This window comes from Flagellimonas alginilytica (assembly GCF_042134605.1).
Taxonomy (GTDB): domain Bacteria; phylum Bacteroidota; class Bacteroidia; order Flavobacteriales; family Flavobacteriaceae; genus Flagellimonas; species Flagellimonas alginolytica.
Genome location: NZ_CP169638.1, coordinates 1,972,707 through 1,997,067 on the forward strand (window position 1 = coordinate 1,972,707; position 24,361 = coordinate 1,997,067).

The window sequence follows — 24,361 nt, forward strand, 5'->3', positions numbered from 1 at the left end:
TATACCTAGTTCAATTTATAATGAATTTCGTTCGCCTCCAGTTCGGCAAGTAATTCGCTGTTGATCTTTACCTTTTGTTTTCGACTCGATAGTTTTAGTTTGATTTCTTCTTGCATCTCGTAAATCACAAAACTAATAGGATGGTCGCCTTTATGCATGGTTAAAGTGTCCTTCAAGGTTTTTATGCGCTGTTCTTGCAGGCGGTCTATGTTGAGTTTGATGGTCAACTTTTTCGCAAAGGCATCCATTACATCCTGAAGCTGTTTAAAATCGTTGAACTGGAGCCTTGGCTCTCCTTTTTTGCCCGTATCGCGGTTCACCCATCCTTCGCGAACAAAGGCCCTAACATGTACAAAGGAATTGATCATTAAAAAATGCCGGAACTTTAAGTATTCTTCTCCAAAAATCCGTAGTTCGTAGGATTCATTATAATCTTCCAATGTAAAAAGCCCCCAGCCTTTGCCATTTTTGGATACCCTATGCTGGACATCGGTAATAACACCTGCAACGGTAAGTTCTCGATTTACATATTCGTCCAAACGGGAGAAATCGCTCACCGTGTTCTTGCAGAACGCTTTGATCTCTTTTTTAAAATCATCCAACGGGTGGCCGGAAATATAAATGCCGACCACTTCTTTCTCGCGTCGCAGTTTTTCCATGGTTCCCCATTCTTCGCAAGGAGGAACAATGGGCTCTGGAATCTGCACATCGCTCGCTTCGCCAAAAAGGCTTACTTGGGACGAATTTTGATTCTCCTGAAATTTGGAACCGTACTTGACAGCTTTTTCCAAGAACGTGATGCCATCGCCCTCATCATGAAAATACTGTGCACGGTGGGTGTCGCCGAAAGAGTCGAAGCCTCCTGCCAACGCCAAGTTTTCGAACGCTTTTTTGTTGGCAGCCCTTAGATCTACCCTTTTGGCCATATCAAAAATTGATCTGTACGCCCCTCCTTCTTTCCGGTTTTCCACTATGGTCTCTACGGCAGAGCGCCCTACTCCTTTTATGGCACCCATGCCAAAGCGGACGGCATTGTCCTTGTTGACCGCAAATTTATAGTAGGATTCGTTAACGTCAGGGCCCAATACTTCCAGTCCCATTCGTTTACACTCCTCCATAAAAAAGGTGACCTGCTTAATATCGTTCATGTTGTTGGACAGCACGGCCGCCATATATTCGGCAGGATAGTGGGCTTTTAAATAGGCCGTTTGGTAGGCTATGTAGGCGTAACAAGTGGAGTGACTTTTGTTGAAGGCATAAGAGGCAAAGGCTTCCCAATCCTTCCAGATCTTTTCCAAAACATCCCGTGGATGTCCATTTTTTTCGCCACCGTCCAAAAACTGGGGTTTTAGTTTTTCCAGCAGGGCAAAAATCTTTTTGCCCATGGCCTTTCGGAGTACATCCGCATCACCTTTGGAGAAACCGGCCAGCTTTTGTGAGAGCAGCATTACCTGCTCTTGGTATACGGTAATTCCGTAGGTCTCCTTAAGGTATTCTTCCATGTCGGGAAGGTCATAGGTGATTTCTTCGTCTCCATGTTTACGGGCGATAAAGCTTGGGATGTATTCCATGGGGCCCGGTCGGTAGAGGGCGTTCATGGCTATCAAATCATCAAAAACCGTAGGTTTTAGGTTTTTCATGTGTTTTTGCATCCCAGGGGATTCGTATTGGAATATCCCTACCGTATCTCCTCGTTGGAAAAGCTCGTATGTTTTTTCATCATCCAATGGAAAATCATCGGGTACCAGATCTATCCCTGTTCTCGCTTTTACAATTTTGACGGTGTCCTTGATCAGGGTCAAGGTTTTTAGTCCCAAGAAATCCATTTTTAGCAGACCTGCACTTTCCACTACGGAGTTGTCGAACTGGGTTACGTACAGATCGGAATCCTTGGCAACGGATACGGGAACAAAGTTGGTAATATCGTCCGGTGTAATGATCACCCCACAAGCATGAATGCCCGTATTTCGAAGAGAACCCTCTAACACTCGGGCCATTTTTACGGTCTGTCCCTCTAAATCGTCGGTTTCGGCAATATTGAGTAGTTCATGGACCTTTTCCAGCTCATCCGAACGGAATTTCTTTTTTAAGTCGGCTTCGTCCACTCCAAATATTTTGTTGAGTTTGGACATGTTGGGAATCAACTTGGCAATTCGGTCAGCTTCACTCAATGGAAGGTCCAATACCCTTGCAGTATCTCGAATGGATGATTTTGCAGCCATGGTTCCGTACGTGATGATCTGTGCAACCTGATTGGCTCCATACTTATTGATCACATAGTCCATTACCCGACCACGTCCTTCATCATCAAAATCAATATCGATATCGGGCATGGACACCCTGTCCGGATTTAGGAACCGCTCAAAAAGCAGGTCGTACTTCATGGGGTCTATGTTGGTAATGGTAAGGCAATAGGCCACCACCGAACCAGCGGCGGAACCACGACCTGGTCCTACGGAAACATCCATGTTCCTTGCTTCACGGATAAAGTCTTCCACTATCAAAAAGTATCCGGGGTACCCTGAGTTTTTAATAATTTCCAACTCAAAGTCTATCCGTTCCCTGATTTCTTCGGTTATTTCGCCATATCGCTTTTCGGCCCCTTTGTAGGTAATATGTCTTAAGTAGGCATTTTCTCCTCGATTACCGCCGTCAACCTCGTCTTCTGGGTCCTTAAAATCTTCTGGAATATCAAATTTTGGAAGCAGGATATCGCTGGCAAGATCGTAGGGCTCTATTTTGTCCACAATTTCCTTGATGTTCAAAATAGCTTCGGGCAAATCCTTAAAGAGTTCCTTCATTTCGTCCGAAGACTTAAAATAGTACTCTTGGTTGGGAAGTCCATATCGATAACCCCGACCCCTGCCAATAGGTGTGGATTGTTTTTCACCGTCCTTTACACAGAGTAAAATATCGTGTGCCTCGGCATCCTTTTTATCGCAATAGTAGGTATTGTTGGTGGCCACCAGTTTTACGTTGTGGTCTTTGGCCATACGCACCAAAACTTGATTGACACGGTCTTCGTCTTCCTGTCCGTGGCGCATGATTTCGATATAAAAATCATCTCCAAACAGGTCTTTCCACCATAACAAGGCTTCTTCGGCCTGTTTTTCGCCTACGTTCAATATTTTGTTGGGTACTTCCCCATATAGGTTACCGGTAAGGGCGATAATATCTTCCTTGTATTGCTCGATTACTTTTTTATCGATTCTAGGTACATAATAAAAGCCGTCGGTATAGGCGATAGAAGACATTTTTGCCAGATTGTGGTAGCCTTTTTTGTTTTTGGCCAGGAGTACTATCTGATGTCCGTAATCCTTCACATTTTTATTGGTATGATCGTCGCATACAAAAAATTCACAGCCTACTATTGGGGTAATCTCTTTTTCGGTGGGTTGTTCGCCCTTGGCGATGAGTTCTTCGTTTTTTGCCTTTGCCGCCTTATTATGTCCCATTACTTCTTTCACAAAGTGAAAGGCTCCCATCATGTTGGCATGGTCTGTCAAAGCAACGGCGGGCATACCGTTTTTTGCTGTGGCCTTGACCAAATCTTTGATGTTGATGGTGGATTGAAGCACTGAAAACTGGGAATGGTTGTGGAGATGTACAAAGGGTTCATCTTCCAAATTCTCCACATTCTCTTGTATCTCCTCGTCCGAAACCCCGCTAGTGTCCTTTTCCCAGAGGGCATCCGCAATTTTTTTTGATTCGGCCTTGAGATTGAGGTGCTTTAACCCTATGAGCTCTATTTCCTGGGGATTGGACTGGGAAAATCGTTCAAAATAATCGGGCTGAACATCCAGTTCTTGATAGGAATACTGTTTTTTCCGGACCAATTCCAAGAAGCAGCGTGTGGTGGCTTCCACATCCGCCGTTGCATTATGTGCTTCGGCAAAAGGTTCACCGAACAAAAATTCGTGCAGTTCGGTAAGCGTGGGCAATTTAAACTTTCCACCACGTCCTCCGGGAATTTTACAAAGTTCGGCAGTGTGTTCTGTACAAGTGTCCAGTACGAGCAGTTCGGTGAGAGGGCTTTCGACGCCCTCGCGATGGAATTCGCATCCCATAATATTGACGTCGAACCCTACATTTTGACCTACCACAAATTTGGTTTGCTCCAATGCATTGTTGAAAGCTTCCAAAACCTCGCTAAGAGGAACTCCTTTTTCTTCTGCCAAGGCAGTGGAGATACCGTGAATCTGTTCCGATTCGTAAGGGATGTTGAATCCTTCCGGTTTTATCAAAAAGTCTTGATGTTCTATCAAATTACCTAGCTCGTCGTGCAATTGCCATGCAATCTGAACACACCTTGGCCAGTTGTCGGTATCGGTAATCGGGGCATCCCAGCGTTTGGGCAAACCAGTGGTTTCCGTATCAAAAATCAAATACATAGGCTATCTGTCTCGGTCAAAAAAGGATGGATAAAATTACGGAAGAAGATAGATTTGGTGAAAAAGAGTTGTGAGGAGTTATCAACTAAAAAAAAGCCAGGAAAAAATCCCAGCTTTTTCTGCTTGTATCAAGTGACTTTTGGAATTATGATACTGCTGTTTCGAATAAGTTCGCTGTCTCCAAGGTTTCCCTTATGGCATTTCGGTGTTTCATTAATAGGCTTTCCGTGGAAGGTGGTAATACAAATTCTTTATCGTGCAGAATATCGTTGTACGTCTCGATTGCTTCTTTTTCGCCCCTGTGCACTTCTTCCAGCATTGCCTCTTCATTGTTCGAGGCAAAGAGTAATTTAAAATCGATCCAAGATCGGTGCAAGGTACCTTTGGTGCTTCCCCCTTTGTCGGGATTTTGTCCAAAGGCCTCGATTTCGGCCTTTAGCTCTTGGCCAAAATTATATCGCTGTTTGGCGCGATCCATAAAAAATTGTTTGATGGTCGTATGGTCTACTTTTTCAGCTGCTTTTTTGAATCCTTTTTCAGCATCATAGGTTCTTTCCAAAAGTTCGTTTAATTTGTTCGACATTTCTACGGTGTACTTCATAATCTTTTTTCATTTTGTCTGTTTATGGCCATCGATTTTCGATGACATCCACATTTAAGATAAGGTTTAAGTGCAGAATGGCAAATGTTTACAATGGTTTATAATATATTTAACGGGTTAGGGCCCAGTTGTTAAAAGGATTAACTTTTTTGTTTTAAACGCTGCGCTATAAACAAATAAGTGTATATTTGCACCCGCTTAACCGATAAGCGATTAAAAAGAATTAATAATCAGGGTCGGGCACCCTACAAATTAATGTGATATGCCAGTTAAAATTAGACTTCAGAGACACGGTAAAAAAGGTAAACCATTTTATTGGGTGGTCGCTGCTGATGTAAGAGCGAAGAGAGATGGTAAATTTTTGGAAAAATTGGGCACCTACAACCCAAATACCAATCCAGCCACTATTGATCTTGATATCGATGGTTCTGTAAAATGGTTGCAGAACGGTGCGCAGCCAACGGACACAGCTAGAGCTATTCTTTCTTATAAAGGTGTGATGATGAAGCACCACTTAGCAGTGGGTGTTCGTAAAGGAGCAATGACCGAAGAGCAAGCAGAGGAGAAATTCAAAGCTTGGTTGGAAGAGAAAGAACAAAAGATCCAGGCCAAGAAAGATGGTTTGAGCAAAGCCGAAGCAGAAGCTAGAGCAAAAGCATTGGAAGCCGAAAAAGAAGTGAACGAGAAGAGAGTTGCCGCTGCAATGCCAGAGGAAGAGGAAGTAGTGGAAGAGGCTGCGGAGGAAACCGCCGAAGCTGCAACAGAAGAAACTGCTGCTGAAGCTCCAGCTGAAGAAGCCACCTCGGAAGAAGCTGCCAAAGAAGAATAGAAACGTAAGACGATGCGCAAGGAAGATTGCTTCTATCTGGGCAAAGTCGTTTCAAAATATAGTTTTAAAGGTGAGGTGTTGGTCAAACTGGACACCGATGAGCCCGATATTTACGAAAACATGGAATCAGTACTTGTTTCATTGGGAAACAATCTGGTTCCATTTTTTATTGATAGATGCCGATTGCATAAATCCAATTTGCTCCGTATCGATTTTGAAGAGGTGAAGGATGAACCTACGGCAGATAAACTTATTGGGTCGGAACTATACTTGCCACTTACCATGTTGCCACCACTTACGGGCAATAAATTTTATTATCACGAGGTTATCGGGTTTACGGTTATGGATGAGTTGCATGGAGATATAGGTGTTGTGGAATCCGTTAACGATAGTGCTTCCCAAGATTTGTTCGAAGTAAAAAAAGGGGACAAGGAATTATTGATTCCGGTAAGCGATGATATTATCACTAAAATAGACCGTGAAAACAAAACTATTCATGTAAAAACGCCCGAAGGTCTAGTGGATTTGTATTTAGGATAGGTTGTCATAAAAAAAGGAGACCGAAACAGCCTCCTTCTTCGCAATAAAAAAACTAGACGAAATTTTATTTTTTCCACTTGCCACCACCTAGGTAGAAACCAAGGGATATGCCTAAGTATGAGTTTTTAATTTCCGCACCCTCACCTAAGTCAGTCTTACCAATAAGATTATAAGTTGCAGCTAATCTAAATTTGCCAGCTTCAAAACCAGCTCTGATAAGACCACCAAATTTTCCGTCAACCTCAAGTTCTACCGAACCTTCAACTAGTTCTGTGTCGACACTTGAACTTAAGTTGCCTAGAGTACTGTATCCAACACCACCACCTAGAAATGGAGCAAAAGAAGAGCTTCCAGAATTAAAATAGTAGTCAAATGTACCAGAATAGGTTCCACTTGCAGTTAAATCAGCTTCAGTTTCGCCTACATTTTTTGCCATGGCGGCAGATTCAAAGCGTATTCCAATATTCATGTTGTCGGCAATATTGTATTTTGGCTCCACTGCGATGAGAACGCCGCCCCCACCATCGGGCATGGTATAACCTAGGTCAAGCCCTACACGGAATTTGCCTTGTTCTTGTGCTTGGGCTACTTGCCCAACAGCTAACATAAGTAGCAAAGCATAAAAGATTTTTTTCATAATCAAAAGTTTAAATAATTTGGTAATGATTTTAATAATGGGGTCTCTCCCCAAAAAATTGGAGACGAAATAAGCATATCCTAGTGTTATAAAGCATCAACAATTCACGAATGCCCTTTATGAATTAATAAATGGTGCTTTTGAATTGACGGTTGTAAATAGGGTACAGTACTTTAACCTATATTTGGACCAATGAAGCCTTTCAAATTCAAAGAATTTACGATCCATCAAGATCAATCTGCTATGAAAGTGGGGACGGATGGAGTTTTACTAGGTGCTTGGGCAAGCCTTGATCATGAACCCAATGCTATTTTGGATATAGGTGCCGGTACTGGCTTAATAGCATTGCAATTGGCACAGCGATCCATGGCTGAAGTCATAGATGCCATTGAGTTGGATGATGCTGCCTATGAGGAATGTGTCGATAATTTTGAAGCTTCACCTTGGGCGGACAGATTGTTTTGTTACCATGCCGGATTTGATGAATTTGTAGACGAGATGGACGACCAATATGATCTTATTGTCTCTAATCCCCCTTTTTATTCCGAGAAAATGGATAGTGGTAATGTCTCGCGTGACCAAGCGAGGCAAAATAGCTCATTGCCGTTTGATGAATTGGTTGCTGGAGCCTCAAAAATGCTATCCAACAAGGGGGTTTTTGCAGTAATAATTCCTTTTAAGGAAGAGGCGGCTTTTATGGAAATGGCCAAGAATGTTGGTTTGTACCCGAACCGAATCACAAGAGTTAAAGGAAATCCGAATGTTGATAATAAAAGAAGTTTGATGGAATTCTCACACAATAATAATGAACCAAAAATATATACTTTGGTCATAGAAAATGGAAGACATCAATACACAGAAGAATACATCGCATTGACCAAAGCATTTTATTTAAAAATGTAACAATAAGCGAATGAAATGTTATATTTACTTAAAATTTAATCCGAATGAAGCCTGATTTATTTGAAGCCCCAGATTACTACAATCTCGACGATTTACTTTCTGAAGAACATAAATTGGTTCGCGATGCTGCTCGCCAATGGGTAAAGCGAGACATATCGCCCATTATTGAAGAATATGCCCAAAAAGCGGAATTTCCAGAACAGATCATTGGTGGATTGGCCGAAATAGGAGCATTTGGGCCATATATCCCAGAAGAATATGGAGGAGCCGGATTAGATCAGATCAGCTACGGATTGATCATGCAAGAGATTGAGCGTGGTGATAGTGGCGTTCGTTCCACAGCTTCCGTGCAATCCTCATTGGTTATGTTTCCCATATTCGCCTACGGTACTGAGGAACAACGAAAAAAATATTTGCCTAAATTGGCAACAGGGGAGTGGATGGGCTGTTTTGGTCTTACCGAACCCAACCATGGTTCCAATCCTGGGGGAATGGAAACCAAGTTTAAGGACGCTGACGACCATTATGTACTGAACGGGGCAAAACTGTGGATTTCCAACTCACCATTCGCCGATGTGGCCGTAGTTTGGGCCAAAAATGAAGAGGGCAGGATTCACGGACTTATTGTGGAACGCGGAATGGAAGGGTTTTCCACTCCGGAAACACATAATAAATGGTCACTGAGGGCATCTGCCACCGGAGAGCTTATTTTTGATAATGTAAAAGTGCCCAAAGAAAATCTCTTACCGGGCAAAAATGGTTTGGGAGCGCCCCTAGGTTGTTTGGACTCGGCCAGATATGGAATTGCATGGGGAGCCATCGGGGCAGCTATGGATTGTTACGATACGGCCTTGCGCTATGCCAAAGAGCGGTTGCAATTTGGAAAACCCATTGCCGCATTCCAGCTGCAACAAAAGAAATTGGCCGAAATGATTACAGAAATCACAAAGGCTCAATTGTTGGCTTTTCGTTTGGGACAATTAAAGAATGAAGGCAAGGCGACCACCGCACAAATTTCGATGGCCAAGCGGAACAATGTGGAAATGGCCATTAAAATAGCCCGGGAAGCAAGACAAATGCTGGGCGGCATGGGTATAACCGGGGAATACAGTATTATGCGCCACATGATGAATTTGGAAAGTGTGATTACTTATGAAGGTACACATGACATTCACCTATTGATCACTGGTGCAGATATTACGGGAATCCAAGCGTTCAAATAGAGGAGTAAATCACAAAATTTTTTCTACCGTAACCCTTATCGATTTGCTGATGGGGGTCTGACTTTTGTCCGCAAAGTGGTTGTGGGGCACCAACATATTGGTCTCAGGAAAATAGGCGGCCATGTTCCCTTTGGGAATGTTATAGGTCACTACCAAGAATTTCTCTGCGGTACGTTGGATACCATCATAATGGCTGTGCAGATTGACCACATCCAATTGTGTCAACCCCTTTTCGGTCATATCCTCTTCATTCATAAAAACCACTCGGCGTTCGTTGTGGATGCCACGGTATCGGTCGTTCAACCCATAAATCGTAGTGTTGAATTGGTCGTGTGAACGAATGGTCATCAATAATAATTCATTTGCTTGCAACTCGTGGTCTGGCAAGGGGGTAATCGATAATTGCGCCATGCCATTCGGGAGCATCCTGAAATCTCGGTTACGGACATTGTTGGGCAAGTAGTATCCAAACCCTTTAGATTGCTCACTGGTATTCTGGAACCCTTTCACGGTTTTATCGATCAATTTTCGGATGAGATTGTAATCCTGACCTAATTCATACCAGTTCATGGAGTGATTGCCTCTAAAATAGGTGTGTGCCAAGAGCGCAATAATCTCTGGCTCACTTTTGATATGCTCCGAAGCAGGTTTCAGTAGCCCTTTGCTCTGCCTTACTTTGCCCGTGCTGCTTTCCATGGTCAAAAATTGGAGCTCACCGTTTTTCTCATCTTTTTCAGAACGACCAAATGTGGGCAATACCAATGCAGTTTTGCCGGTTATCAAATGGCTTCGGTTAAGTTTGGTGCTAATTTGTACGGTCAACTCACAATTTTGAATAGCCTCTGCCGTGTATTTGGTATCCGAAGCCGCCATCACAAAATTACCGCCCAAACAAACAAATACCTTCGCCTTTTTTTTGTGCATTGCCTCGATGGCCTCCACGGTATCATACCCTTTTTCGGTGGGAGGATCAAAGTTGAGGTGTTCTTGAATTTTTTTGTTCAGCCTCTTGTTAACGTAGTGCATGATGCCCACGGAGCGGTCCCCTTGCACATTGCTGTGCCCTCTAACCGGACAAGTGCCTGCAAAGGGTTTGCCCACGGCTCCTTTGAGCAGCAAAATATTCACGTATTCCTTGATGCAGTCCACTGCATTTTTATGCTGGGTGATTCCCATGGCCCAACAGATGACGATTTTGGAGTTTTCGGCCAACAGCTCCACCACCTTGTCAATTTTGTGCATATATACCCCGGTCCTTTGTTGAAGGCTCTCAACATCATAGCAATCCAAATCTTTTATCAGTTCATCATATCCATCCACGTATTCCACAATAAATTCATGGTCAAGAACATTGTGGTTTTTGGCGTCCAGCGCTACCAGTTTTTTTAGGATCAATTTGGCCAGGGCAACATCCTCATTAATTTTGACAGGTAAGTGAATGTCGGCAATGGGCTGTCCGTTGCCCAACATGTCGGAAACACTTTGGGGATTTTTAAAGTTGACCAATCCTGTTTCGGCCAAGGGGTTGATGCTGATGACCTTGCCACCATTCTTTTTGCATTTTTCCAAAGCGGATAGCATTCTCGGGTGATTGGTCCCGGGATTTTGCCCTACAACTAAAATCACCTCTGCACCATAAAGGTCATCCAGTTTTACCGAGCCTTTGCCAATGCCCAAGGTCTCAGAAAGTGCCACGCCCGATGATTCATGGCACATATTGGAGCAATCGGGCATGTTGTTGGTGCCAAAAGCTCTGGCAAACATGCCATAGAGGTAGGCAGCCTCATTGCTAGATCTACCGGAGGTATAAAAAATCGCCTCGTTTGGGTCCTTGAGTCGATGGAGTTGCTCCGAAATCAATTCAAAAGCATCTTGCCAAGAAATGGCCTCGTAATGGACACTGTTTGGTCTTAGTACCATCGGTTCTACGATGCGTCCTAATTTGTTGAGTTCAAAATCGCTGAGTCGGGAAAGTTTCTCTATGGAATGTTCCGCAAAAAAGTCGGCGCCGATATGTTCCCGGGTGGCTTCATCGGCCAGAGCTTTTGCCCCATTTTCACAATATTCCGCAATTTTTGATGGATTTTCGGGAACGGGCCAGGCACAGCTAGGGCAGCGAAAGCCGTCCTCTTGGTTCATTTCTAGCAAACTGCGCATCGATCGCACTATCCCCATTTCCTTAAAACCGTGCCGTAGGGCTTCTTTTACGCCCAGAAGTCCAGCTGAGGTCTCCATGGGTTCCTTAAGGCGAAGCCCAGTAAACATAATGTCTCCGGTAAGGGAAATGTTCCGTTTTGTTTTGTTCTCCATTATGGTCAGTATTGCAATTTTGGATTGGGATAATTGTCCGACTGGTCTTCTGCCCGATTCTCAAGGCAAGTAAAGTCTTTTTCCAATAGCAGATATAATTTTTTCCCGTTCGGAAGCTCCATTTCGTGTTCAAAACCTACGGTATGGTTGTGGAACCAATTTTTTCCATCAGTTTCTGGAACCATCAACATTATGGTGTGATTAGTATAGGATGCCAGTAGTTCATTTGCTTCTGGCATCAGCTTGACTTGATACTGAAAAACATTGTCTACCAATTCGGTTGTTTCCGCGATGGAACCTGTTTCGGAGAGTTGTTTTACCTCACTTTGGGTCAATCTAAATCGTATGGAATTCCCTTTGATCCTAATTTTCATGTGCACATTCAATTCGTCTTGGTAAGTTACGGCATTCCGTTCACTTCTTCGAATCAAATAATTTTTTGCTCATTCTCATATCGGCATATCTAGGGTCCTGTACGTAGTTTTCTTTTTTCATTTTGATGACCTCAATGCTCAGGAAACCAAATTCTTCCACCACTTTGCCATAAAATCGGTAAATGCCCTTTCCCCTAAAATAGTACTTGGCTGCCACGGGGGGGAAGAGCACCGTGTCGAACACTTCGCCGTGCTGGTCTACCAAAGTGGCAAAGTGCATGCGCTTGCCATGATGGGTGGAGGTGTTTTTTACCGTGACCAGATACCCATAAATATCGATGTACTTGTTGAGGTACCGTTCCAAGTCTTTTTGTCCGTTCGTGTTTTTGGGAGGCTCCTCCAACAATTCAAAAGGACTGCAAAGACAGAAGCCCAAAAGTTCCCATTGTTCAAAAGCAGTTTCCAATGTTGTGGTGTTGAGCTGGGGCATCTGAAATTTTTGATGTCTTGGCGGAAAAAGCTTCGGGTGTTCCAATCGGTCGTTCTTGGAGAGCATCAAGTGGGCTTTCCAGAGCAGTTCGTGCTTGTTGATCCCCGTAAAACGAAACGCATCAATACGGATCAAAATGGAAAGTTGCTCCATGCTGATAAATACTCGGTCCAAGAAATCTTCCAAAGAGGAAAAACTTCCGTGGAGCATCCGCTCTTTTAGGATGCGTTCCATGACCCTGCTCTCCAGGTCGCGGAGGTACATCATTCCCAAGTAAATGTGCTTGCCGTAAATGCGGTTGACGATCATACTTTTGTTCACGCAGGGCGGATGAATGGTCGCACCCATCATTCGGGCATCGTGCACGTAGAATTCCGAACGGTAGAACCCGCCTCCATTATTGAGCACGGCCACCATATATTCCAAAGGAAAATAGGCCCTCAAAAACAAACTTTGATAGCTCTCCACGGCATAGGAGGCAGAGTGCCCTTTGGCAAAAGCATAGCCTGCAAAACTGGCCACTTGGTTCCAGATTTCTGAGATGAGGGATTCCGCGTAGCCCTTTTTCCTGCAATTGGAAATAAACTTGTCCTGTACTTTTTGGAACTCTTCCCGCGAGCGGAACTTACCGCTCATACCCCTTCGGAGTACATCGGCTTCGCCAAGGTCCAGACCGGCAAAATGATGGGCCACTTTGATCACATCTTCTTGGTAGACCATTACCCCGTAGGTGTCGGGCATAATTTCCAACATCACGGGATGTGCCTTTTCCTCGGTTCGTCCTTTATTCCGATGGCGTAAAATATATTCCCGCATCATACCGCTTTTGGCCACACCGGGACGGATAATGGAACTGGCGGCGACCAATCCCAGATAATTATCGACCTGTAGTTTTTTCAACAACATCCGCATGGCGGGCGATTCCACATAAAAACAGCCCATGCATTGCGCGGTCTTGATCAAGTTGTTGATGACAGGGTCTTTTTTAAACCCTTTGATGTTGTGGATATCTATTCTGTCATATTTTTCAGGTTGGTTGTAGGCGACGATTTCCAGTGCTTCCTTGATTTTGCCCAGTCCCCGCTGACCAAGGATGTCAAATTTGTAGAGTCCCACATCCTCGGCAATGACCATATCGTATTGGGTAGTGGGAAATCCCTTTGGCGGTAAATGAGTAGCCGAAAACCAATGCAAAGGTTTGTCGCTGATCAAAATCCCCCCTGCGTGAATGCTCAAATAATTGGGTTTGCCCTTGAGCAAGCTGCCATATTTCAGTACGAGTTTTGATACATGGTCCAGTTGGTCGAAATCATATCTTCCCGCCAGTAAAAAATCAATTTCCTGTGGTGGAAGTCCGAACACTTTGCCTAATTCCCGAATTACGCCCCGCTCCTTAAAAGTGACATAAGTACCGAGCAGAGCCACGTGTTCAAAGCGCTCGAAGATGTATTCGGTCATGGCAGGGCGATCCTTCCACGAAAAATCAATGTCAAAATCGGGAGGATTGGCTCGATAGAGGTTAATGAAACGCTCAAAATATAAATCAAGCTCCATAGGGTCCACGTCGGTGATGCGAAGGAGGTAGGCCACAATACTATTCGCACCACTGCCACGGCCTACATAAAAGAAACCTCTTCGTCTTGCTTCGGAAACAATATCCCAATTGATCAAAAAGTAGGAAACGAAACCCATTTTTTTGATGAGTTCCAATTCCTTGTTCAATCGGTTTTTGATGGAATCGTTCACTTCTTCATACCGATAGGGGAGTCCCTCGGCGCAGAGTTGGTCCAAGAGTTGTTCATCTTCTTCAATGCTTCCCAAATAGGTTTTGAGGTTTTGAGGTTTTCTGTCCTTGGAAAAGTCAAAATGGATGCTGCACTTGTTGAGCAGTTTTTCCGTGTTTTCCAAAATAAAAGGGAATTCTGAAAACGCAGCGGCCAGATTTTGGACGGGATACATTTTTTCTTCTTCGCTGGCCTCTTCTTCCTTTGGAAGTTTGCTCAATAGTAGATTATTGTCGATGGCCCTTAGCAATCTGTGAGCGTTGAAATCCTGTTTGTTCCGAAAGGTGACAGGCTGCTGTACCACCAATTTTTTGGTCAGGGAAGCCAATTTCGAAAACGGAAGCCTGCGCAGATCTTTAATGGAAATTCCGATGAACTCGTGATCTTGGAGATGGTCCAGTTCGTTGAGCAATACCTGTTCAAATGGATAGACCACAAATACATTCTCAAAAGCAGGCGCACGATCTGGAATCTTGGAACCATCATAAAGATGATTGGACAAAAAATCGTTCAGTTCCAGATACCCCTCGTTGTTTTGGGCAATACCGATAAAGCAGGGTTCGGTTCCATTCCTAAAATCAATCCCCAAAATCGGTTTCACGCCAAATTCTGGTGCTTTTCGAACAAAATTCAAGCCCGCCGAGGTATTGTTGATGTCGGTAAGCACCAATTGAGTTACGTGGTTCTGTTGCGCCAATTGCAAGAGTTCCACCTCCGAGAACGTCCCGAACCGTAAACTATAATATGTGTGGCAGTTGAGGTACAATCTTCAATGTTCAGTTATCAGTTAACAATTGCCAATTGTTTATTGGAAATTGCTCATTGTTTTCGGTGTGCCAAAACCACTGGGGGCTCACCATTAAAAGGGTTGTGCATACTTCCAATGGTCTTTGCTCCCATGGCAGAGGCGCGTAGTACACTTCTACTTCCAAACCTGTTACGGACATGGTCCATAGCCTGGTAAAGGTTCAAGGTCTCCTCGGTATCTTCGAAAAGGTTGATCTGGTAGTTGCCCGATACCAAATGGCTGAATCGAATTCCAATGAGACGGACCAACATCCGTTTGTTGTACAGTGAGTCGAACAGCTCCAATATTTTTGGGATAAGGGTGTGGTCGGCGCTCGTGTACGGAATACGAGATTGTTTGGAGTAGGTGTTGAAATCGGAATACCGGATTTTTACGGCAACGCAGGCCGTCAACTTATCGCCTCGACGTAGTTGATAGGCCAAGTTTTCGGTCATGGCAATCAAAATGCCCCTAAGTTTAATGACATCGATGGTGTCCTTATCAAAGGTCCTTTCGTTGGAGATGGATTTTCTGTCGTGGAACGGAATTACGGGGGTATTGTCTATCCCATTGGCCCGTTTCCAAATAAGTCTACCGTTGGCACCCAGTACCCGTTGCATAATATCCATGGGCATATCTTGAACGGTTTTTACTTGCCGTATGCCCAAATTTCGAAGGGTTTGATAGGTTTTATCGCCTACCATCGGAATTTTTTTGATGGAAAGTGGAGCCAAAAAAGGTTTTTCAAGGCCAAAATCTATTTTAAGCTGATTGTTGGGTTTGGCTTCGTTGGTCGCTACTTTGGAAACGACTTTGTTCACTGATAGCCCGAACGAAATGGGCAGTCCCGTTTCCCGAATGATTTTCTGCCGCATTTCCGTGGCATATTTGTAGCAGCCAAAAAAACGGTCCATGCCCGATAGATCGGCGTAAAACTCATCAATGCTCGATTTTTCGAAAACAGGTACATGTTCTTTGATAATCTCCGTGACCACATCCGAATATTTGCTGTAGGTGCCCGCATTGCCACGGATGACCACGGCTTCGGGACAAAGTTCCTTGGCCATTTTCATGGGCATGCCCGAATGGATTCCAAATCCACGGGTCTCATAGCTACAAGCAGCTACTACACCGCGGTCGCTGGTGCCGCCCACCAACAAGGGCTTGTTCTTAAGCTCTGTGTTGATGATGCGCTCCACGGATACATAAAATGTATCCAAGTCTAGATGCAAAATCGTCTTTTCCATTGTTCAGTTGAAGGAAAGCTAAATTATGGAAATAATCCTATAAAATGGAAATAATCCAAAAAATAAATATCAACAATACATGCTATTATTTTTTCCGAAAAATCATCATATCTTTGTCACGTTGTGTTGGATTCCAGTCGTGATGATTGGAATCAGGTTGAAGCATCAAAACCGATGCTCGCCAATGAAAGGCTTTCCTTTTGGAAGGCTTTTTTTGTTTATACTTGAATGTAGAATCATTAGAGTTGTCAGGTCGAGCGGAATCGAAAGGCTCTGAATGCCAGTTTGGAGCTATATCAACTTCCAGAAACAGCGTGCGCCACATGGTGCACCAAAGAAGCGGCCAATTTAGCCGTTTGCCCATCAATATCGTACTTGGGGTTCATCTCGGCAATATCCAAACTGATCAATTTGCCAGAACCGATAATGGTTTTTAAACACTCCAAAACTATGTATGGATTAAAGCCCATGGGCGAAGCTGCACTGACTCCGGGCGCGTAGGCCGAGGAAAAACCATCCAAGTCGATGGTCACATAAATGTGGTCCACATTTTTGGCAAAGGCATTGATCCAGGTTGTGATTTCCTCCAGTAAGGGAATTTGGAAGGTATCGTTCATCACATAGATGACATCAAGGTCCCTAGCCGTTTGGAACAGGTTTCTATCGTTGGCATCTTTTCGGATACCGAGACAGAGGTAATTAAAATCGATGCCTTCTTTCTCACAGTCCTTGGCTATCTGATAAAACGGAGTGCCGGAATTGCTCTGCTCCGTATTCTTTCGCAAATCAAAATGTGCATCAAAATTGATAATGCCGATGGTCTGTCCTTCTTTTTTTGCATCTAAATATTTTTTGATGCCATTATAATGGCCATAGGCCATATCGTGTCCGCCACCCAAAACAATCGGAAACTGTTTTTTCTCCAAAAGCAGGCTAACCGCTTCGGTCAGCTTCATTTGGGCAGACTCCATATCCCCTTCATCACAGGTAATGGAACCCACATCGTGCAAAAGCACATGGCTACCCAAGTGATTGGGCATTTTTCCAAAACTACTTTTAATAGTGTCCGGACCATTCACTGTGCCAACTCGCCCTTGGTTTCGGCGTACCCCTTCATCACAGGCGTAGCCCAAAAGCGCAATGGATTTTTTTTGGGCCTCGGCAATTTCTTCCAAAGGTGTGCAGTGTACCTTTTCGTGGAGGTACAGCCATTTATTGGAGATGCGACCGGTCCAGAGGTCTTTTTTCGGGGGTTCGTAGTGTTTCATCAGATTAAAAAAGATTGTCCAAAATATCCGGCTCCACCAGATGAGGCAAAGTTACTTTTAAATTTGGAGTGCGCTCCATTTCTCGTTCAATGGCAAATCGGGCTTCCTTATTTCTAGCCCAACTTCTTCGGGAAATCCCATTGTTCACATCAAAAAATAACATTTTATTCAATCGGTTGGAAGCTTCTTCGGAACCGTCGAGCACCATGCCAAACCCACCATTGATCACTTCGCCCCAGCCAACGCCGCCACCGTTGTGGATGGATACCCAAGTGGCTCCCCTAAAACTGTCGCCTATCACATTTTGGATGGCCATATCGGCAGTGAACTTGCTGCCATCATAAATATTACTGGTCTCCCTAAAGGGAGAATCTGTACCGCTAACATCGTGATGGTCGCGACCCAAAACCACGGGCGAGCTGATTTCACCCTTGGCAATGGCCGTGTTGAAGGCATCCGCAATCTTGCTTCGTCCCTCGGCATCGGCATAAAGGATTCGAGCTTGCGAACCTACCACCAATTTGTTTTGTTCCGCTTCAGAAATCCATTTGATGTTGTCCTGCATTTGCTGTTGGATTTCTTCGGGCGCTTTGGATTTTATCTTTTTCATCACCTCAAGAGCTAGGGCATCTGTTTTTTGAAGATCTATGGGGTCACCAGAAGTACAAACCCATCTAAATGGACCAAAACCATAATCAAAACACATGGGTCCCAAAATATCTTGCACATAAGATGGATACCTGAAATCGATATTGTTTTCTGCCATGACATCTCCGCCTGCACGGGAAACTTCCAATAAAAAGGCGTTTCCATAATCAAAAAAGTAGGTGCCTTTTGCAGTGTGCTTGTTGATGGCATTGATTTGTCTTCGCAAAGATTCTTGTACTTTTTCTTTAAAAGCCTCAGGATTGTCAACCATCAAAGCGTTGGATGCTTCAAAAGAAAGGCCAACGGGATAGTAGCCACCCGCCCAAGGATTGTGCAAAGAAGTTTGGTCCGATCCCAAATGCACAAAAATATCCTCTTCGTAAAAGCGTTCCCAGACATCCACCACATTGCCGATGTAGGCCAAGGAAACCACTTCCTTATTTGCCACGGCCTCTTTGGCGCGAACGACCAATAGGTCCAAATCCACCAACAATTCATCCACCCAACCTTGATCATGTCGTTTTTTGGCAGCTTCGGGGTTGACTTCGGCACAGATGGTAATGCCCCCAGCAATATTTCCGGCTTTGGGTTGTGCACCGCTCATTCCACCCAAACCAGCAGTTAAAAAGACTTTCCCTTCGGGCGATTCGTTTTGCTTCAATACTTTGCGAAAAGCGTTCATAACGGTAATGGCAGTCCCATGGACAATACCCTGTGGCCCGATGTACATATAGGAGCCTGCCGTCATCTGTCCGTATTGGGTAACGCCAAGCGCGTTGAAACGTTCCCAATCGTCGGGTTGGGAATAGTTGGGAACCATCATGCCATTGGTGACCACCACTCTTGGGGCTTCTTTGGAAGATGGAAATAGACCCATTGGATGCCCGGAATACATGTGCAGGGTCTGTTCTTCGGTCATTTCTGCCAAATATTTTAGGGTGAGCAGGTACTGTGCCCAGTTTTGAAATACCGCTCCATTTCCTCCGTAGGTGATTAATTCTTCGGGATGTTGTGCCACGGCAGGGTCCAAATTGTTCTGGATCATGAGCATAATGGCGGCTGCTTGATGGGTTTTTGCAGGATATTCGGAAATGGGCCGTGCATACATCGCATAATCGGGCTTGAATCGATGCATGTAGATTCGACCATAGGTTTTTAGTTCCTCTGCAAATTCTGATGCGAGTTCTTTGTGCCAAGCTTCGGGAAAATACCGCAACGCATTTTGTACGGCCAGTTTTTTCTCTTCTTTGGTGAGGATGTCTTTCCGTTTTGGCGCTGGGTTGCCGTTTATGGGATATGGTTTTTTTGCAGGAAGCTGCTCGGGTATGCCTTGTAATATCTGTTGCTGAAATTCAGTCATGATTCAATTTTTAGTGGATGGGCGTTCCTTTTTTCCAAACTTCACTAGGCTTTAATTGCCCTTGGTGATAGGTGATTTCTTGATAATTATCCGTCGGGAAAACCACAAAATCTGCTACTGCGCCGGCTTTCAGTTTTCCTCGGTCTGTCAAACGCAAAGCTGCCGCTGCCCTCGAAGTGATGCCTGCCAAAACCTCTGTGTTCGAGAGTTTTTCAAAAGTCCCCAAAATACTGGCTTGGGTCAACAGGTCGCCCATAGGTGCGGACCCTGGATTGTGGTCACTGGCAATGGACAAAGCACCGCCTGCATCCAAAATTTTGCGGGCAGGGGTGTAAGCACATCCCAAACCAAGGGATGCCCCTGGCAATGCTGTTGCAATGGTATTGCTCTTGGCCAATAATTGAATCTCTTTTTCGGTGCTGGCTTCCAAATGGTCGGCACTTACGGCATCAAAATCTACGGCAACTTGACTGCCTCCCGTGGTAAATTGGTCGGCGTGCACGGTAATGTCAAGTCCCATTTCTTTCGCCTTTTGAAAATAAGGTTTGATTTCCTCTGGTGAAAAAGCGCTTTCTTCCACAAAGGCATCCACGCGATTGGCCAAATTTTCTGCTTTGATTATCGGGAACAATTCTTTGATAATTACATCTAAATAAGCTTCGTTTTGATTCCAATCTTTGGGTTTCATATGTGCAGCCAAACAAGTTGGAATCAAAGAAACACTCGAAGTTTCATTGGCCTGTTTGATGGCACGTAGCATCTTCAGTTCTTCTTTTACGGAAAGGCCATAACCGCTTTTCACTTCGATGGTGGTAATTCCGTTTTTTAAATGTTTTTGACTTCTAGAAATGATACCTGAAACCAATTCTTCTTGTGATGCCTTTCGCGTTTGGGTCACGGTGTCCCAGATACCACCACCAGCCTTGGCAATTTCCAAATAGGTTTTTCCAGCATTTCGGTAAGCGTAGTCTCGTGCACGGGTGCCCCCAAAACAAATATGGGTATGGGAATCCACAAACCCTGGTAGGCAAACATGTTTCCCATCGATATGGTGAATATCGATATCGGATGATTTCATTTCATCGAAAACTCCAACTTTGAGAATTTTTCCATCAGCGACCAGAATCCCTCCATTTTCAATAATGGGTAGTTGATCATCTTTGAGCGCTCCCTTTAAGGGGAGTCCCGTCATCGGCAGCAATTGGGTGAATGGTCCTATTAAGAGTGGTTTGTTCATATCAGTACGTTTCAAATTCATCAAGATGTGGTGCATCCCAAGTCAGTTCTTTTTCTTTCATTACCGATTCCACCAAATCAATGATTTCTCGATTTTGAATGATTTCAATTCCTTTTTCAATATCGTCTGCAAAGACACGGTCATTCTCGGCAAAGGCGACCTTGGTTCTAAGGAATGTATGAATTTCATCCAACAGAATCCCCGATTTCAATGGTTTTCTATATTCAAATGCCTGAGCTGCGGTCAATAACTCGATGGCAAGGATTTTCTCTACGTTGTTAATAATGTTGAGCGCTTTTCTACCGCTGATGGATCCCATACTCACATGGTCTTCCTGCCCCAAGGAAGTGGGAATGCTATCGGCACTGGCCGGAAAACACAGGCTTTTGTTCTCGCTGGCCAATGCCGCGGTGGTGTACTGTAAAATCATGTAGCCAGAATTGATGCCCGTATCCTTCATCAACAATTTGGGAACGCCGGGACTGTTGCCTTCCAGGGCCAGGTAAATGCGTCGGTCGGAGATATTTCCAATTTCCGAGGCGGCCAAAGCTGCATAATCCAAAGCCATGGCCAAAGGCTGCCCGTGAAAATTACCTCCGCTGATGGTGAGCTCATCATTTATGATGACCGGGTTGTCCGTAACCGAATTGAGTTCGATTTCCAATAATTCCTTGAGATGGAGCCAGGCATTTCGGGAAGCTCCGTGCACCTGGGGCATACAGCGAAGGGAGTAGGGGTCCTGTACACGTTCACAATCAATATGATCTTCCAAAATTTCGGAGCCTTGCAGCAGGGTTCGGATTCTACCTGCAACATGTTGGTTGCCTTTAAAAGGTCGAAGTTGATGCAATTCTTCAAAAAATGGTTTCATGGAACCTTGAAGCCCCTCAAGCATCATGGCGCCGATAATATCAGCGTGTTTAAGACAACGCTGTAATTTGTATACGACCATCACCCCGTGCGCGGCAATAAATTGGGTTCCATTGATCAAGGCAAGCCCCTCTTTCGGGCCTAATTCCAATGGTTGTAATCCGGTTTGCTCAAAAAGTTCCTGTGTTTTTATGGTTTTTCCTTGGTATTCCACCTTGCCAAGACCTATCAATGGGAGGAACAGATGGGAGAGGGGAGCCAAATCGCCGGATGCGCCAACGGAACCTTGGGATGGGACTACGGGAATGGCATCGTTTTCCAAATGCCAGAGCATGCGTTGTAAGGTAGTTTCGGCAATGCCCGAATACCCTTTGGCAAGGGCATGGATTTTAAGAATCAGCATAATTTTTGCCAATTCGTTGGAAATGGGCTCTCCTACACCTACACTATGACTTTGCAATATATTGGATTGAAGGATTTTGGTGTCCTCCTTGGAAATTTTGGTGTTACAAAGAGGACCAAAGCCCGTGTTGATGCCATACACTGTATCGCCTCTTTCCACAATGCGCTGTACCCGTTGGTAACTCGCATTGACATTTTTGAGGCATTCATGGGAGAAAACGCCTTTTATGGTGTCTTTGGCCAATCCCAACGCTATACTTGCGGTTAAATGATCCTCACCAAATTGAAATTTTCGGTCTTTTGCCATGTTCTTTCCTTTTCCATAAAATTATAGGTTATGATTAATAACTACCAATACTTATTTTTGTAATAATCAATAAGTATGACTTATCAATTAGAACTTCGTCATTTTATCTATTTTTTGGCTGTGGCCGAAGAACTTCATTATAGAAAGGCAGCCGAAAAGTTGTTTATTTCCCAGCCGGGTTTGAGTACGCAAATCAAACAAATGGAGGAGATACTTGGAACTCAACTTTTTGTGAGGGACAAAAAGAAAGTGAGTTTAACGCCGGCGGGGGAGTTTTTAAAAAAGGAGGTAGAGTTTATTTTGAATCATCTCGACCAGACCAAAAAACAGGTGAAACTTATAGGCGATGGACAATTGGGAGAGGTTCGAATCGGGTTTTTAGGTTCGGCCATGCAAAATGTGGTGCCCAATTTGTTGTTGGGACTAAAAGAAAGATATCCCAAGGTGCATACTACGTTGGAGGAACTTTCCAACCGCGCGCAGATCAATGCGATACTGGCCGACCGATTGGATTTGGGTTTTGTGCGATTGTCACGAGTGCCTAGAGGACTCGAGGTCAAACCCGTTTTTGAGGATACATTTTCGTTGGTGCTACCTCAAGAACATTCTTTAGATGCAAAACATTTCAAAAACATCAATCAGGTAGCGAATGAGGATTTTATCCTTTTTTCACAAGATTATAGTCCAATGTATTACGATACGGTGCTGAGCATTTGTGAGGATAGTGGGTTTGTGCCCCATGTTTCGCATAAATCGGTGCACGCGCAGACCATTTTTAAACTGGTGGAAAATAAGTTGGGTATTGCGATTGTGCCCACTACACTTCAACATGGGTTTCAGATGAAAGTAAAGTTTATCGAAATGAAAAAGATAAAACAGCGTGCTGTTTTGAGCATGGTCTGGAAAACGGATAATCGAAATCCTGCGCTTCAAAAATGTATGGACTTGCTCATGAAATTATGATGGGAACAATTTGGAGCGTAACTTTGGAATTCAACTTAAAGAATAGTTATGATTTTTGATTTGATCGAAAAGAGAAGAAGTATTTTTCCTCCTCAATATATTGATAGGCCCATTGCCAAAGATGTCTTGGAAAAAATTCTGGAAGCCGCCAATTGGGCACCTACCCACAAAAAAACCGAGCCATGGCGTTTTAAAGTTTTGACTGGGGACAAGAAACAGGAGTTGGGTGTTTTTCTTGCCAATAAGTATGAGGAAACGGATTCTAATCCGAAACAGATAAAAATTAAAAAATTACAGTTCAACCCATCCAATTCGGGAGCGGTAATTGCAATTTGCATGCAACGCGATCCAAAAGAAAGTTTGCCCGAGTGGGAAGAAATTGCCGCAGTTTCCATGGCGGTGCAAAACATGTGGCTATGTTGCACCGAATTAGGTATTGGGGCATATTGGTCTTCCCCAGGTCTCATTAAATATATGGATGAGTTCTTCAACTTGAATGAAGGTGAAAGATGCCTGGGCTTTTTCTACATGGGTTATTTTGAGGGAGAAGTGATTCCGTCAGCTAGAACTCCAATTGCTGATAAAGTAGAATGGTTGGACTAACTAAAAGTAAACAGGTCGCCCGCATATTTGATGGTGATGTACACGTAAAAAATGGCATAAGCCACTGTTAGGACGAACTTCATAAAAGTGCCCGTTAAAAAGCCTAAAAATGAACCGAAAGCCGCCTTCATGGCGGTTTTTTTATTGGCTTTGTTCAGCAGTTCACCAACTAATGCACCTACAAACGGCCAAATAATAATTCCGAAGGGACCAAAAACAGGAACAAAAATGGCGACGAGCAATCCAACAATGGTACCCCACATTCCGGCTTTACTGCCCCCGAACTTTTTAGTGCCCATAGCAGGAATCACATAATCCAAGATTGTAATGGTAATGGCGAGGACAAATGTAATTCCGAGCACCCACCAATTATCCGGTACGGCTTTGGTCAAATAAAGTAGTAGCAGCCCCACCCAACTAATGGGAGGTCCTGGCAATACCGGTAAAAAGCTGCCCAATATGCCAATAAGCATTAAAAGAAACCCTAAAATGAGCAATGCAATGTCCATGGTCGTGTTTTACTGTTAGACAAATGTAGCCGACAATTGTTACAAACAAAATCAAAATAAAACCCTACTCTTAATTTT

Annotated in this window: 18 protein-coding genes; 6 read left to right on the forward strand and 12 right to left on the reverse strand. The window is 44.1% G+C overall.

Features of this window, described 5'->3' with window-relative positions; translation table 11 throughout:
• Nucleotides 1-5: 5 nt before the first annotated feature.
• Complete coding sequence (gene dnaE / locus ABTP35_RS08660; protein ID WP_293297018.1) at nucleotides 6-4,391, reverse strand: DNA polymerase III subunit alpha; 4,386 nt, start codon at nucleotides 4,389-4,391, stop codon at nucleotides 6-8.
• Nucleotides 4,392-4,536: 145 nt separating this feature from the next.
• A complete protein-coding gene (locus ABTP35_RS08665) occupies nucleotides 4,537-4,992 on the reverse strand; it encodes a PA2169 family four-helix-bundle protein (protein WP_224835602.1) in 456 nt (151 codons plus the stop codon).
• A 262-nt stretch (nucleotides 4,993-5,254) separates the two neighbouring features.
• Between ABTP35_RS08665 and ABTP35_RS08670 the strand changes: the two genes are divergently transcribed.
• Entirely contained in the window at nucleotides 5,255-5,821 is a 567-nt protein-coding gene (locus ABTP35_RS08670; protein ID WP_224835601.1) for a 30S ribosomal protein S16, read from the forward strand.
• A 12-nt stretch (nucleotides 5,822-5,833) separates the two neighbouring features.
• Nucleotides 5,834-6,361, forward strand: coding sequence for a ribosome maturation factor RimM (gene rimM / locus ABTP35_RS08675; RefSeq protein ID WP_293297015.1), 528 nt, complete (start codon nucleotides 5,834-5,836; stop codon nucleotides 6,359-6,361).
• Nucleotides 6,362-6,425: 64 nt separating this feature from the next.
• Here the strand turns inward: rimM and ABTP35_RS08680 are convergent, their stop codons facing one another.
• The gene (locus tag ABTP35_RS08680; protein WP_293297013.1) at nucleotides 6,426-6,998 is read right to left on the reverse strand and encodes an outer membrane beta-barrel protein; all 573 of its coding nucleotides are present in this window, start codon (nucleotides 6,996-6,998) and stop codon (nucleotides 6,426-6,428) included.
• Between the two features lie 192 nt (nucleotides 6,999-7,190).
• Here ABTP35_RS08680 and ABTP35_RS08685 point away from each other — a divergent pair, with 192 nt between their 5' ends.
• Entirely contained in the window at nucleotides 7,191-7,901 is a 711-nt protein-coding gene (locus tag ABTP35_RS08685) for a methyltransferase (RefSeq protein WP_293297011.1), read from the forward strand.
• A gap of 44 nt (nucleotides 7,902-7,945) precedes the next feature.
• Entirely contained in the window at nucleotides 7,946-9,124 is a 1,179-nt protein-coding gene (locus tag ABTP35_RS08690; RefSeq protein WP_293297009.1) for an acyl-CoA dehydrogenase family protein, read from the forward strand.
• Nucleotides 9,125-9,133: 9 nt separating this feature from the next.
• Here the strand turns inward: ABTP35_RS08690 and ABTP35_RS08695 are convergent, their stop codons facing one another.
• The 8 genes from ABTP35_RS08695 to hutH form a co-directional block, all read right to left on the reverse strand.
• Complete coding sequence (locus tag ABTP35_RS08695) at nucleotides 9,134-11,434, reverse strand: FdhF/YdeP family oxidoreductase (protein WP_293297007.1); 2,301 nt, start codon at nucleotides 11,432-11,434, stop codon at nucleotides 9,134-9,136.
• A 5-nt stretch (nucleotides 11,435-11,439) separates the two neighbouring features.
• On the reverse strand, nucleotides 11,440-11,865 hold the full coding sequence (locus tag ABTP35_RS08700; RefSeq protein WP_293297005.1) for a DUF7009 family protein: 426 nt from the start codon (nucleotides 11,863-11,865) through the stop codon (nucleotides 11,440-11,442).
• The gene (locus tag ABTP35_RS08705; RefSeq protein ID WP_293297003.1) at nucleotides 11,849-14,848 is read right to left on the reverse strand and encodes a DNA polymerase III subunit alpha; all 3,000 of its coding nucleotides are present in this window, start codon (nucleotides 14,846-14,848) and stop codon (nucleotides 11,849-11,851) included. Before ABTP35_RS08705 ends, ABTP35_RS08700 begins: the two co-directional genes overlap by 17 nt.
• Nucleotides 14,849-14,901: 53 nt before the next feature.
• The gene (gene dinB, locus ABTP35_RS08710) at nucleotides 14,902-16,116 is read right to left on the reverse strand and encodes a DNA polymerase IV (RefSeq protein ID WP_293297001.1); all 1,215 of its coding nucleotides are present in this window, start codon (nucleotides 16,114-16,116) and stop codon (nucleotides 14,902-14,904) included.
• A 296-nt stretch (nucleotides 16,117-16,412) separates the two neighbouring features.
• Nucleotides 16,413-17,384: a formimidoylglutamase gene (hutG, locus tag ABTP35_RS08715; RefSeq protein ID WP_293296999.1), complete on the reverse strand. Its 972-nt coding sequence runs from the start codon at nucleotides 17,382-17,384 to the stop codon at nucleotides 16,413-16,415.
• Between the two features lie 4 nt (nucleotides 17,385-17,388).
• Nucleotides 17,389-19,392 (reverse strand): urocanate hydratase, encoded by a 2,004-nt coding sequence (locus ABTP35_RS08720; protein WP_293296997.1) that lies wholly within the window; start codon nucleotides 19,390-19,392, stop codon nucleotides 17,389-17,391.
• Between the two features lie 10 nt (nucleotides 19,393-19,402).
• Nucleotides 19,403-20,629, reverse strand: a complete 1,227-nt coding sequence (gene hutI / locus ABTP35_RS08725; RefSeq protein WP_293296996.1) for an imidazolonepropionase — start codon at nucleotides 20,627-20,629, stop codon at nucleotides 19,403-19,405.
• A 1-nt stretch (nucleotide 20,630) separates the two neighbouring features.
• Complete coding sequence (gene hutH, locus ABTP35_RS08730; protein ID WP_293296994.1) at nucleotides 20,631-22,208, reverse strand: histidine ammonia-lyase; 1,578 nt, start codon at nucleotides 22,206-22,208, stop codon at nucleotides 20,631-20,633.
• A gap of 75 nt (nucleotides 22,209-22,283) precedes the next feature.
• Between hutH and ABTP35_RS08735 the strand changes: the two genes are divergently transcribed.
• Nucleotides 22,284-23,171: a LysR family transcriptional regulator gene (locus ABTP35_RS08735; RefSeq protein WP_293296992.1), complete on the forward strand. Its 888-nt coding sequence runs from the start codon at nucleotides 22,284-22,286 to the stop codon at nucleotides 23,169-23,171.
• 48 nt (nucleotides 23,172-23,219) lie between these two features.
• Nucleotides 23,220-23,774 carry a nitroreductase gene (locus tag ABTP35_RS08740; protein WP_293296990.1) on the forward strand — a complete coding sequence of 185 codons (555 nt, stop codon included), beginning with the start codon at nucleotides 23,220-23,222 and terminating at the stop codon, nucleotides 23,772-23,774.
• Here ABTP35_RS08740 and ABTP35_RS08745 read toward each other — a convergent pair.
• Nucleotides 23,771-24,283 (reverse strand): DUF456 domain-containing protein, encoded by a 513-nt coding sequence (locus ABTP35_RS08745; protein WP_224835586.1) that lies wholly within the window; start codon nucleotides 24,281-24,283, stop codon nucleotides 23,771-23,773. The two genes, ABTP35_RS08740 and ABTP35_RS08745, sit on opposite strands and share 4 nt — an antisense overlap.
• Nucleotides 24,284-24,361 lie beyond the last annotated feature (78 nt).